This is a genomic window from Massilia oculi (assembly GCF_017582745.1).
In the GTDB taxonomy this organism is placed as follows: domain Bacteria; phylum Pseudomonadota; class Gammaproteobacteria; order Burkholderiales; family Burkholderiaceae_D; genus Telluria; species Telluria oculi_A.
In genome coordinates this window covers 62,332-75,310 of sequence record NZ_JAFVIM010000004.1, presented here as the reverse complement: position 1 = coordinate 75,310, position 12,979 = coordinate 62,332, and the positions used below count along the sequence as shown (strand labels likewise).

General features: G+C 62.3%; 12 protein-coding genes. All 12 read right to left on the bottom strand.

Annotated features, from left to right (window positions below):
• Positions 1-29 precede the first annotated feature (29 nt).
• Positions 30-587: an NUDIX domain-containing protein gene (locus J3U95_RS06150; protein ID WP_208277962.1), complete on the bottom strand. Its 558-nt coding sequence runs from the start codon at positions 585-587 to the stop codon at positions 30-32.
• Positions 588-706: 119 nt separating this feature from the next.
• Positions 707-1,036 carry a DUF2818 family protein gene (locus tag J3U95_RS06145; RefSeq protein WP_208277755.1) on the bottom strand — a complete coding sequence of 110 codons (330 nt, stop codon included), beginning with the start codon at positions 1,034-1,036 and terminating at the stop codon, positions 707-709.
• A gap of 3 nt (positions 1,037-1,039) precedes the next feature.
• A complete protein-coding gene (nuoN, locus tag J3U95_RS06140; RefSeq protein WP_208277754.1) occupies positions 1,040-2,554 on the bottom strand; it encodes an NADH-quinone oxidoreductase subunit NuoN in 1,515 nt (504 codons plus the stop codon).
• Between the two features lie 6 nt (positions 2,555-2,560).
• Entirely contained in the window at positions 2,561-4,063 is a 1,503-nt protein-coding gene (locus J3U95_RS06135) for an NADH-quinone oxidoreductase subunit M (RefSeq protein WP_005666449.1), read from the bottom strand.
• 22 nt (positions 4,064-4,085) lie between these two features.
• Positions 4,086-6,197, bottom strand: coding sequence for an NADH-quinone oxidoreductase subunit L (gene nuoL / locus J3U95_RS06130; protein ID WP_208277753.1), 2,112 nt, complete (start codon positions 6,195-6,197; stop codon positions 4,086-4,088).
• 39 nt (positions 6,198-6,236) lie between these two features.
• Entirely contained in the window at positions 6,237-6,545 is a 309-nt protein-coding gene (gene nuoK / locus J3U95_RS06125) for an NADH-quinone oxidoreductase subunit NuoK (protein WP_005666445.1), read from the bottom strand.
• Positions 6,542-7,222 (bottom strand): NADH-quinone oxidoreductase subunit J, encoded by a 681-nt coding sequence (locus tag J3U95_RS06120; RefSeq protein ID WP_208277752.1) that lies wholly within the window; start codon positions 7,220-7,222, stop codon positions 6,542-6,544. The genes nuoK and J3U95_RS06120 overlap by 4 nt, the downstream gene beginning before the upstream one ends.
• A 22-nt stretch (positions 7,223-7,244) precedes the next feature.
• Positions 7,245-7,733, bottom strand: a complete 489-nt coding sequence (gene nuoI / locus J3U95_RS06115) for an NADH-quinone oxidoreductase subunit NuoI (RefSeq protein ID WP_005666441.1) — start codon at positions 7,731-7,733, stop codon at positions 7,245-7,247.
• Between the two features lie 9 nt (positions 7,734-7,742).
• A complete protein-coding gene (nuoH, locus tag J3U95_RS06110; protein ID WP_005666438.1) occupies positions 7,743-8,834 on the bottom strand; it encodes an NADH-quinone oxidoreductase subunit NuoH in 1,092 nt (363 codons plus the stop codon).
• Positions 8,834-11,176, bottom strand: a complete 2,343-nt coding sequence (nuoG, locus tag J3U95_RS06105) for an NADH-quinone oxidoreductase subunit NuoG (protein WP_208277751.1) — start codon at positions 11,174-11,176, stop codon at positions 8,834-8,836. Before nuoG ends, nuoH begins: the two co-directional genes overlap by 1 nt.
• Positions 11,177-11,197: 21 nt before the next feature.
• A complete protein-coding gene (nuoF, locus tag J3U95_RS06100) occupies positions 11,198-12,493 on the bottom strand; it encodes an NADH-quinone oxidoreductase subunit NuoF (protein ID WP_208277750.1) in 1,296 nt (431 codons plus the stop codon).
• On the bottom strand, positions 12,490-12,966 hold the full coding sequence (gene nuoE, locus J3U95_RS06095) for an NADH-quinone oxidoreductase subunit NuoE (RefSeq protein ID WP_208277749.1): 477 nt from the start codon (positions 12,964-12,966) through the stop codon (positions 12,490-12,492). Before nuoE ends, nuoF begins: the two co-directional genes overlap by 4 nt.
• Positions 12,967-12,979: the final 13 nt, after the last annotated feature.

The following is a 12,979-nucleotide window of genomic DNA, read 5'->3' as shown; positions in this document are numbered from 1 at the left end:
AGCCAGGCTCCGACACGGCCGCATGATCGTCAGGCAGGCGTCCAGTCGCCGGCCAGGATCTTCTCGAGCCAGAAGGTGCCGATGATGGTCTTGACGTCGGTGATCTCGCCCTTGCGCACCATCTCGAGCAGCTCGGGCACGGTGGCGCTGAAGAGCTCCAGGAACTCGCCGGCGTCGAGCTGCTGCTCGCCCGCGGTCAGGTCTTCGGCCAGGAAGATCTCGAGGTGCTCGTCCGAATAGGCGATCGCATTATGGATGGTGCAGACGAAGCGCCAGCGTCCCGCCGTGTAGCCGGTTTCTTCCCTGAGTTCGCGCTTGGCGCATTCGAGGTGGTCTTCGCCCGGGTCGATCTTCCCGGCAGGGAATTCGATGAAGACCTGCGAGTTCGGATAACGGAACTGGCGCTCGAGCAGCACGCGGCCATCGGGCAGCAGCGGCAGGATCACGACGGCGCCGGGATGGCGGAAGAACTCGCGCTGGCTCTCCGAGCCGTCCGGCAGGCGGATGCGGTCTTTCTCGACTTTCAGGAAATGGCCGTCGTAGACGACGCCGCCGTCGATGCGGGTTTCTTTCAGGTCCGACACTATGGGCTCCAATGTTACGCAGATGGGAAATATCATAAGCCAAACGCGTCGGCGGCGGAGCGCCAACCCTGCTTACCGTAGGGTTGGCGGCTCCGCCGCCGACGCGTTCAAGGAACGGGAACTCAGCCGCGACGCTTGCGCATATACCGCATCACGAACCCTGGAAACGCCAGCACCAGGAACATGCAGCCGGTAACCGCATAAAACTCCCAGGTCTGGACGAACACCGAACCGATGCGCGATTCCAGCAGCCTGGCGACCAGCCCGACGATGAAGTACAAGACCACCAGCTCGAGCAGGCGCAGCGCGAAAGCCTTGTTACGCGGCTCCCCTGCCGTGGCCTTGCCGGCCGGGACCGGCACGAACCCGAACAGGCGCTCGTTCACGAACGGCAGATTGGCCCCCGCCAAGGCGAGGGCAATCACCAGCAATGCGGCCAGCGAGCTATCCATGGATCAGTTCGCCAGGGTCGCCTGCATGGCGCTGTAGCAGATCGCCAGCAGGCCGCCCGGGACGATGCCCAGCACGACGATGGCGACGCCGTTGAGCGACATGATGACGCGCATGTCGGCCGGGGTCGAGATCGCGGCGGTGTCGACGGCCTCGTCGAACCAGATGGTCTTGACGATGCGCAGGTAGTAGAACGCGCCGATCAGCGAGAACATCACTGCCACAATGGCCAGCCACACCATGCCGGCATCGGCGACGGCCTGGATCACGGCATACTTGGCGATGAAGCCCACCATCGGCGGCACGCCGGCCAACGAGAACATCAGGATCGTGGCGACGATCGCGAACCATGGGCTGCGCTTGCCGAGACCCTTGAAGTCGCTGATCAGCTCCGCCTCATGGCCGGCGCGCGCCAGCATCATGATCAGGCCGAAGGTGCCCACCGTGGTCAGCACATAGATGATGGTGTAGTACATCGCGGCGCTGTAGGCGGCTGCGGCATTGGTGGTGTCGCCATCGACGTTACCGACCACCAGGGCCAGCACCACGAAGCCCATCTGTGCGATGGTGGAATATGCCAGCATGCGCTTGATATTGGTCTGCGCGATCGCGGTCACGTTACCGAAGGCCAGCGACAGCACGGCGACCACCAGCAGCATCTGCTGCCAGTCGAAGGCCATCGAAGGCAGCGCTTCGGCCAGCAGGCGGATCACGATGGCGAAGGTAGCGATCTTCGGCGCGCCGCCCAGCAGCAGGGTCACGGCGGTCGGCGAACCTTGCACCACATCAGGCACCCACATGTGGAACGGCACCACGCCCAGCTTGAAGGCCAGGCCGGCCACCACGAACACCAGGCCGAACACCAGGATGGTGCGGTTTGCGCCTTCGGCGGCGGTCACTTGCGCGATGGTGGTGATGTCGAGCGAACCGGTCGCGCCGTAGATCATCGAGATGCCGTACAGCAGGAAGCCCGATGCCAGGGCGCCCAGGATGAAGTACTTCATCGCGGCTTCGGTCGAGATTGCGTGGTCGCGGCGCAGTGCCACCAGCGCATACAGCGACAGCGACATCAGTTCCAGGCCCAGGTAGATCGACAGCATGCTGTTACCCGAGATCATGATCATCTGGCCCAGCATCGAGAACAGCGCGAGCGTGTAGAACTCACCGCCCAGGTTGCCCGACATCATGCCGCGCTCGCCGGCGTACTGGCGCGAGTAGACGATGGTCATGGCCGTGGCCAGGTAGGTGAACATCTTGAGCAGGTTCGACATCGGATCGGCCACGTACATGCCACTGAAGGTGTACACGGTCGTGCCGGCGTTGAAGTCCATGAAGGAGAAGATCGCGCAGCCGCCGATCGCCAGCAGCGACAGGCCGTAGGTCAGGTTGCGCTTGCCCTCTTTCAGGAACAGGTCGATCAGCAGGATCGCCGACGTCGCGATCAGCAGGAAGATTTCGGCATAGACCGGCGCCAGATTGGTGTCGGCAGCCGATAACAGGGTCGAGTTCATTTCATTCATGGCGTTTTATTGAGGCACTTTGCTGACTGCGACGTGTTGCAAGAGGTCGGTGACCGACACCTGCAGCGTCTCGGCGATCGGCGCTGGATAAAGGCCCATCGCCAGGGTGGCGATTGCCAGCACCGACAGGATGGCGAACTCACGGCCGTTCAGGTCGGTCAGCTCGGCGACTTTCTTGTTGGCGACAGGGCCGAACACGACGCGCTTGACCATCCACAGCGAGTAGGCCGCGCCCAGGATCAGGGCGGTACCCGATGCGACACCGGTCCAGAAGTTGAATTCGACCGCGCCCAGGATCACCATGAACTCGCCGATGAAGCCCGAGGTCGCCGGCAGGCCGGCGTTGGCCATCGAGAACAGCACGGCAAAGGCGGCGAACTTCGGCATGGTGTTCACGACACCACCGTAGTCGGCGATTTCACGCGAGTGCACGCGGTCGTACAGCACGCCGATGCACAGGAACATCGCGCCCGACACGAAGCCGTGCGAGATCGCCTGCATCAGGCCGCCCTGCACGCCCAGGTCGTTGAACATGAAGAAGCCCAGGGTGACAAAACCCATGTGCGCGATCGACGAATAGGCGACCAGTTTCTTCATGTCCTTCTGCACCAGGGCCACCAGACCGATGTAGATCACGGCCACCAGCGACAGACCGATGACGACCGGCGCCAGGTATTGCGATGCGTCCGGGGTGATCGGCAGCGAGAACCGCAGGAAACCGTAGGCGCCCAGCTTCAGCATGATCGCGGCCAGCACGACCGAACCGCCGGTCGGCGCTTCGACGTGGGCATCCGGCAGCCAGGTGTGCACCGGCCACATCGGCACTTTCACGGCGAAGGCCATGAAGAAGGCGATGAAGATCAGAATCTGCTCTTTCATCGTCAGCGGCAGCTGATGCCAGGCCAGGATGTCGAACGTTTGCGACTGGGTGTACAGGTAGACGATCGCGACCAGGGTCAGCAGCGAACCGAAGAAGGTGTACAGGAAGAACTTGAATGCCGCATACACCCGGTTCGGGCCGCCGAACACGCCGATGATGATGTACATCGGGATCAGGGTGGCTTCGAAGAAGAAGTAGAACAGCAGGCCGTCCAGCGCGCAGAACACGCCGATCATCAGGCCCGACAGGATCAGGAACGAGCCCATGTACTGGGCCACGCGCTCTTCGATCACCTGCCACGCCGCCAGCACCACGATGATGGTGATGAAGGCGGTCAGCGGCACGAACCACAGCGAGAGGCCGTCCACGCCGAGGCGGTAGAAGACGTTGAAGCGCTCGATCCAGGCCGCCTGTTCATAGAACTGCATGCCGTGGGCGGCGTTGTCGAAGTTGGCGATCAGCGGGATCGTCGGCAGCAGGCTGACGACGGCGCCGACCAGCGACATCATGCGCACCATCCCGGCGTTCTTGTCGCGGCCGATGGCCAGGACCAGCACGCCGAACAGGATCGGGAGCCAGATCGCCAGACTCAGGTACGGTGGAAACGTAGAAATTGTTGACTGCATCATTTTTCTTTATCTCTGCCTGTGATTAACCGCGCCAGAACGGGAAGAAGTACAGCATCGCTGCCAGTACGCCGACGATCATCACGAACGCATAGTGATAGATGTAACCGGTCTGCGCGCGCTTGGTGATGGTCGAGAACCAGGCCACCACTTTGGCGCTGCCATTGACGACCAGGCCGTCGATCAGGCCGCGGTCGCCGACATTCCACAGGCCCTTGCCCACGCCGAGTGCGCCGCCAGCGAAGAACTTCTGGTTGAACGCATCCATGTAGTACTTGTTGTCCAGCAGGGTGTGCAGCGGCTTGAGCTTGGCGTAGAACCAGGCCGGTACGCGCGGATTGACCATATAGCAGTAGTAGGCGGCAACGACGCCTGCCAGTGCCAGCCAGAACGGTGCGGTCTGCAGGCCGTGCAGGGCCATCGCGCCGGCGCCATGGAACATCTCGCCCAGTTCAGCCATCGCAGGGTGAGCAGGATTGACGGTGATCACGCCGTCGAAGAAATCACCGTGCAACATAGGACCGATCGCCAGGTAGCCGACGATGACCGACGGGATTGCCAGCAGGATCAGCGGCAGGGTCACGACCCATGGCGACTCGTGCGGCTTCTGGCCTGGGGCCAGGCCGTGGTGGCCGTGGTCATCGTGCTCTTCTTCATGGTGCGCGTCCGAATCGTGCTTGGCGTGCGGATCCGAGTGATCGTGCGCGGCAGTTTTGTGATGCGCGTGATCGTCATGATGATCGTGTGCATGTGCTTTACCAAAACGCTCTTCGCCATGGAACACCAGGAAATACATACGGAACGAGTAGAACGCCGTGACGAACACGCCGGCCAGCACCGCGAAGTTGGCGAAGCCCGAACCCGGCAGGTTACTTGCGTGCACCGCCTCGATGATCGAATCCTTCGAGTAGAAGCCCGAGAACAATGGGGTACCGATCAGGGCCAGCGAACCGATCAGCGAGGTGATCCAGGTGATCGGCATGTATTTCCTCAGGCCGCCCATGTTGCGCATGTCCTGGTCGTGGTGCATGCCGATGATGACCGAGCCGGCGCCAAGGAACAGCAGCGCCTTGAAGAAGGCGTGGGTCATCAGGTGGAAGGCGGCGACCGAGTAGGCCGACACGCCCAGCGCCACGGTCATGTAACCCAGCTGCGACAAGGTCGAGTAGGCGACCACGCGCTTGATGTCGTTCTGGATGATGCCCAGGAAGCCCATGAACAGCGCGGTGATCGAACCGATGACGATGATGAACGACAGCGCGCCATCCGACAGTTCGAACAGCGGCGACATGCGCGACACCATGAAGATGCCGGCGGTAACCATGGTCGCGGCGTGGATCAGTGCCGAGATCGGGGTCGGGCCTTCCATCGAGTCAGGCAGCCAGACGTGCAGCGGGAACTGCGCCGACTTGCCCATCGCGCCGATGAACAGGCAGATACAGGCGGCGGTCAGCAGCGGCCAGTCGGTGCCAGGCACGGTCATCAGGGCCAGCTGGTCGGCCTGGGCGAACACTTCGGTGTAGTTCATCGAACCCGAAGCGGCCAGCAGCAGGCCGATACCCAGGATGAAGCCGAAGTCGCCGACACGGTTGACCAGGAAGGCCTTCATGTTGGCGAAGATCGCGGTCGGACGGGTGTACCAGAAACCGATCAGCAGGTACGAGACCAGGCCCACCGCTTCCCAGCCGAAGAACAGCTGCAGGAAGTTGTTGGACATGACCAGCATCAGCATCGCGAAGGTGAACAGCGAGATGTACGAGAAGAAGCGGTTGTAGCCGTCGTCTTCCGCCATGTAGCCGATCGTGTAGATGTGGACCATCAGCGACACCGAGGTCACGACGCACATCATCATCGCGGTCAGGGTATCGATCTGGAAGCCGACCGCCAGTTTCAGCGTGCCGACCGTCATCCAGGTGTAGATGTCTTCATTGAGCTTGAAGCCGTCGAGCGTGGCCATCAGGGTTTGCACCGAGATGATCAGCGCGATCAGCACGCCCAGGATGGTCGCCGTATGCGACACCTTGCGGCCGACCACATTGCCCAGGAACTTGGTGCCCAGCAGGCCGGCGATCGCCGAGCCTGCCAGCGGCGCCAGAGGCACCGCCAGTAAGAGTGAGGTTGAAATTTGCCCCGCCATGTTGAACCTTATTCGTTATTAGTTATCGAGACGAGCTCATCAGCCTTTGAGGCTGTCGAGGTCTTCCACGTTGATCGTGTCCAGGTTACGGAACAGGACCACCAGGATTGCCAGGCCGATTGCGGATTCGGCGGCAGCGACGGTCAGGATGAAGAACACGAAAATCTGCCCCGCCGCGTCGCCCAGGTAATGGGAAAAGGCGATGAAGTTCAGGTTCACCGCCAGCAGCATCAATTCGATGGCCATCAGCAGGATGATGATGTTCTTCCGGTTCAGGAAGATGCCGACCACCGAGATCGCGAACAGGATCGCGCCCAGGATCAGGTAGTGTGCGAGCGACAAAGTCATTTTGGCTCCTTCGGTTCGGCGGCGGCTGCTGCAGCGGCTGCGGCTGCGGCTGCCTTCTCGACGTTCGCTGCGTCGATGGCGCGCTGGTTGACCGTTTCGACCTTGACGATCTTCAGGCGGTCGTTACGCTTGACGCGAACCGCTTGGCCCGGGTCGATGGCTTTGGTGTCCTTGCGGCGGCGCAGGGTCAGGGCGACGGCGGCGATGATCGCCACCAGCAGCACCACGGCGGCGATCTCGAAGCCGTAGATGTACTTGGTGTAGATCTGCAGGCCCAGTTCCTTGGTGCCGCCGATGTTCAGGGCGGCCGCTTCGGGCGTCTGCTCGAAGTCGACGAAACCGCGCCACAGCACGGCGGCCATCTCGAGCACGATCAGGGCGCCGATGCCGGACGCCAGGGGCAGGTAGCCCCAGAAGCCTTCGCGCATGCGGTCGATATTAATGTCGAGCATCATGACGACGAAGAGGAACAGCACCATGACGGCGCCCACATAGACCAGCACCAGCACGATGGCGAGGAATTCGGCCTTCAGCAGCAGCCAGATGCCGGCCGCGTTGAAGAAGGCCAGCACCAGGAACAGCGCGGCGTGGACCGGATTCTTGGCGGTGATGACGCGCAGTGCGGCCAGCACCATGATGGCCGCGAACACGTAGAACAGAACAGTTGTAAATGTCATGACTTACCCAGGACCCTTATGTTTAGCGGTACTTCGCGTCCGCCTCGCGGGCGGCGGCGATGTCGGCTTCGTAGCGGTCGCCGACGGCGAGCAGCATCTCTTTGGTGTAATAGAGATCGCCGCGTTTCTCGCCGTGGTATTCCAGCACGTGGGTTTCCACGATCGAGTCGACCGGGCACGATTCTTCGCAGAAGCCGCAGAAGATGCACTTGGTCAGGTCGATGTCGTAGCGCGTGGTGCGGCGGGTGCCGTCATCGCGCTGCGCCGATTCGATCGTGATGGCCATGGCCGGGCACACCGCTTCGCACAGCTTGCAGGCGATGCAGCGCTCTTCCCCATTGGGGTAGCGACGCAGCGCGTGCAGGCCGCGGAAGCGGTTCGACATCGGGGTCTTTTCTTCCGGGTACTGGACCGTGATCTTGCGCGACAGCGCATATTTCCCGGTCAGGGCAAGGCCCTTGATCAACTCGGTCAGCATCAAGCTGCCGAGGATTTCTTTCATTCGAGACATGTCCGTTCCTTACTTCCAAATATTCCACGGCGTCTGCATCCAGACGGCGACGACGACCAGCCAGATCAGGGTCAGCGGGATGAACACTTTCCAGCCCAGGCGCATGATCTGGTCATAGCGGTAGCGTGGGAAGGTACCGCGGACCCAGATGAAGAAGGTCACGAACAGGAAGGCCTTCAGGAACAGCCAGAAGAAGCCGATGAAGCCGCCAATGGTGCCGCCCACTTCGAGGAAGGCGAACGGCGCCGACCAACCGCCCATGAAGAACAGCGAAGCCAGGGTACCGATCAGGATCATGTTGCCGTATTCGGCCAGCATGAACATCGCGTACGACATGCCCGAGTACTCGACCATGTGGCCGGCCACGATTTCCGATTCGCCTTCGATCACGTCGAACGGGTGACGACCGCACTCGGCCAGGCCCGACACGAGGTAGATGATGAACAGTGGGAACAGCGGCAGCCAGTTCCACGACAGGAAGTTGATGCCCATGTCCGCGAACATGCCCACTTGCTGGCCGGCGACGATGCCCGACAGGTTCAGGGTGCCCGAGACCATCAGCACGACCACCAGGACGAAGCCCATCGGGATTTCGTACGAGATCATCTGTGCTGAGGCGCGCATCGCGCCCATGAACGAGTACTTCGAGTTTGAAGCCCAGCCGGCGATGATGATGCCGTAGACTTCGACCGAGGTGATCGCCAGCAGCAGCAGCACGCCCGCGTTGACGTCTGCCAGCGCGAACTGCGGGCCGAACGGCACCACCGACCAGGCGGCCAGCGCCGGCATGATGGTCATGATCGGGCCGATGACGAACAGGTTGCGGTTCGCCTTGGCCGGAATCACGATTTCCTTGATCAAGAGTTTCAGGCCGTCGGCCATCGGCTGCAGCAGGCCGCCGGGGCCGACGCGGTTCGGGCCGATACGGATCTGGATCCAGCCGATGAATTTACGTTCCCACAGGGTGGCGTAGGCGATCGCGATCATCAGCGGTGCGACCACCGCGACGATCTTGATGATGGTCCAGACCAGCGGCCAGACCGGGCCGAGCAGGTCGGCGCCGCCGGCGTTGAATGAATCGATGTAACCGGGCGTTGCCATTACTTGCCCTCCCCTGCTTTTTCAACTTGGATGGAACCGAACATCGCGCCGAGCGTGGCGACGGCCGGATGGCCGGCGGCGACACGCACCGCGTTCGACGGCAGGGTCTTGTCGACGCTGGCGACCAGGACGGCCGAGCCGTTGCCTTGCGAGACCTTGACCTTGTCGCCGGCAGTGACGCCGATCGATTCGGCGACCGCTTTCGACAGCGTGACCAGCGGCGCGTTGGCGTCGGCGGTGCGCTGCAGCGGCTCGGAACGGCGGGCCAGCGCGTCGGTGAAGTACACCGGCACGTCGGTCAGGCGCTCGAGCTGGCCGGCCGGGGCATAGCTGCCCGCGCTCAAGGCAAGTTTCGCCACGTTGTTCAGCTTGGCGGACAGATCGGTATTGCCCTTGCCGAAAGCTTCGTCGCGGATCGCTTCCGAAGTCTCGTAGTCGAAGCCGCTCAAGCCCAGCAGGTTGCCCAGCACGCGCAGCACTTTCCAGGCCGGACGCGCATCGCCCAGCGGACGCACGGTGCCGTTGAAGCTCTGTGCACGGCCTTCGCAGTTCACAAAAGTGCCCGAGGTTTCCGAGAACGGTGCGATCGGCAGCAGCACGTCGGCGTAATCCATGCCGTGCTTGAAGGCCGACATTGCGACGACCATCTCGGCCTGCTGGAGGGCAGCGACGGCTTGCTGCGGGTTGGCTGCATCGAGTTCCGGTTCCGCGTTCAGCAGCACATAGGCTTTTTTCGGCGTGGCGAACAGCGATTCCTTCTTGCCCGAGGTGGCGCCCACCAGGTGGCCGCCGACGGTGTTGGCGGCGTCGACCAGGTAGCCGAACGAGCAGCCGGTCTGCTCGGCGATCCATTGCGCGGCGGCGTGGATCTTCGAGGCTTGCGGATGTTGCGCGGCGGCGTTGCCCAGCAGGATCGCGCCTGGGACTTCGACGTCACCGACGACGACCAGCGAGGCGGCGATGGCTTTCGCCTGCTCCGACGCTTCGATGTTCTCGAAGCCGGCTGGCACGGCGATGTTCTTGTCGGCGGCGATGGCGACCACGACTTCCGACAGCGCGACCAGCCAGTCGCTTGGCGCCGCGACCAGTTTGTGGGCGACCTTCATCAGCAGTTCTTCGTCGCTGCCACCCAGCACCGACAGGCGCAGGCCGGCCTTGGTGGCGGCGCGCAGGCGGGTGGTGACCAGCGGGTGATCCTTGCGCAGGAAGGAACCGATGACCAGTGCGCGCTTCAGGGTCGACAGTTGCGCGATCGGCATGCCCAGCCATGGGGTCACTTGACCATCCAGCGCGAAATCGCTCTGGCGCAGGCGGAAGTCGACGTTCTCCGAACCGAAGCCGCGGAAAGCCTTGTTCAGCAGGTACAGTTCTTCCACGGTCGAGTGGGCGGTGGCGACGGCCGCGAGGCTGTCGGCGCCGTGCTCGTGGCGGATATTGCGCAGGCCGTGAGCAACATATTCAAGGGCCGTCGACCATTCGGTCTCGATCCACTTGTTGTCCTGCTTGATCATCGGCTTCGTCAGGCGGTCGGCATTGTCCAGCGCCTCGTACGAGAAACGCTCCTTGTCCGACAGCCAGCACTCGTTGACCGCTTCGTTCTCGAGCGGCAGCACGCGCATCACTTTACCGCCCTTGACCTGGACGATCAGGTTGGCGCCCAGCGAATCGTGCGGCGACACCGATTTGCGGCGCTGCAGTTCCCATGGACGCGCGGAGTAGCGGAACGGCTTGCTGGTCAGCGCGCCGACCGGGCACAGGTCGATCATGTTGCCGGACACTTCCGAGTCGACGGTCTTGCCGACGAAGGTGGTGATCTCGGAGTGTTCGCCGCGGCCCAGCATGCCGAATTCCATGACGCCGGCCACTTCCTGGCCGAAACGCACGCATCGGGTGCACTGGATGCAGCGCGACATCTCTTCCATCGAGATCAGCGGGCCCGCCTCTTTCGGGGCCACCACGCGTTTTTCTTCTTCGTAGCGCGATCCGCTCTTGCCGTAGCCGACGGCCAGATCCTGCAGCTGGCATTCGCCGCCCTGGTCGCAGATCGGGCAATCCAGCGGGTGGTTAATGAGCAGGAATTCCATCACCGACTTCTGGGCCTGCACGGCCTTGTCGCTGTGGCTGCGCACGATCATGCCTGGCGACACTGGCGTGGCGCATGCCGGCAGCGGCTTTGGCGCCTTCTCCACTTCGACCAGGCACATGCGGCAGTTCGCTGCGATCGACAATTTCTTGTGATAGCAGAAGTGCGGAATATAGGTGCCGAGTTTGTTTGCGGCGTCCATCACCATGGAACCTGGTGGGACTTCGACTTTCTTGCCGTCTAATTCGATTTCAACCATTTGATCGTTACCTGACCTGGTTTAAAGGTATGCGGGCACGAGGCAGTGCTTGTGCTCGATGTGATATTCAAATTCCTGGCGGAAGTGCTTGATCATCGCCTGGACTGGCATCGCGGCCGCATCGCCGAGCGCGCAGATGGTGCGGCCCTTGATGTTGTCGGCGATATTGTTCAGCAGGTCCATGTCTTCCGGACGGCCCTGGCCGTTCTCGATACGGTGGACCATGCGGTACATCCAGCCGGTGCCTTCACGGCACGGGGTGCACTGGCCGCACGATTCTTCGTAATAGAAGTACGACAGGCGCAGCAGCGACTTGACCATGCAGCGGGTCTCGTCCATGACGATGACGGCGCCCGAACCCAGCATCGAACCGGCTTTCGCGATCGAATCGTAGTCGAGGTCGGTCTGCATCATGAGGTCGCCAGGAACGACAGGCGCCGACGAACCGCCAGGAATGACGGCCTTGATCTTCTTGCCGCCGCGCATGCCGCCAGCCAGTTCCATCAGGGTCGCGAATGGCGTGCCCAGCGGGACTTCGTAGTTGCCCGGACGCTCGACGTCGCCCGAGATCGAGAAGATCTTGGTGCCGCCGTTGTTCGGTTTACCCAGCGCCATGTAGTTCTCGGCGCCGATGTTCAGGATGAACGGGACGGCCGCGAACGTTTCGGTGTTGTTGATCGTGGTCGGCTTGCCGTACAGGCCGAACGAGGCCGGGAATGGCGGCTTGAAGCGCGGCTGGCCCTTCTTGCCTTCCAGCGACTCGAGCAGCGCGGTTTCTTCGCCGCAGATATAGGCGCCGTAGCCGTGGTGGGCGTGCAGCTGGAACGAGAATTCCGAACCCAGGATGTTATTGCCCAGGAAGCCGGCCGCGCGCGCTTCTTCCAGCGCTTCTTCGAAGCGCAGGTAGTCCTGGAAGATCTCGCCGTGGATGTAGTTGTAACCCACGGTGATGCCCATCGCGTAGGCGCCGATGGCCATGCCTTCGATCAGCGCATGCGGGTTGTAGCGGATGATGTCGCGGTCCTTGAACGTACCCGGCTCGCCTTCGTCGGTATTGCAGACGAGGTATTTCTGGCCCGGGAACTGGCGCGGCATGAAGCTCCACTTCAGGCCGGTCGGGAAGCCCGCACCGCCGCGGCCACGCAGGCCCGAAGCCTTCATGTCGGCGATGATCTGTTCCGGCGTGATCTTTTCTTCGATGATGCGGCGCAGCGCCGAATAGCCGCCACGCTTGACGTAGTCGGCCAGGTGCCAGTTCTCGCCATTCAGGTTGGCGAGGATCAGCGGTTTGATGTGACGGTCGTGCAGACTGGTCATTTCTTCAGTTCCTCTACCAGGGCGTCGATCTTGGCGTCGCTCATGAACGAACACATGCGGTGGTTATTCACCAGCATGACCGGCGCGTCGCCGCAGGCGCCCATGCACTCGCCTTCCATCAGCGTGAACTGGCCGTCTTCGGTGGTGTCGCGGTAGTCGATGCCCAGCTTGTCCTTCAGGAACTGGCCGGCGCGTTCGCCGCCCGACAGGGCGCATGGCAGGTTGGTGCACACGGTGATCTTGTGCTTGCCGACCGGCTTGATGTTGAACATATTGTAGAAAGTCGCCACTTCCTGCACGGCGATGGCCGGCATGCCGATGTAGTCGGCGATTTCCTGCATGGTGTCAGGCGACAGCCAGCCCAGTTCGACCTGGGCGTGGGCCAGCGAAGCCATCACGGCCGACTGGCGTTGATCGGCTGGGTACTTGGCCAGCTCGCGATCGATTTTTTGATAGCACTGCGCGGATAACATAGTTTTTCTCTGC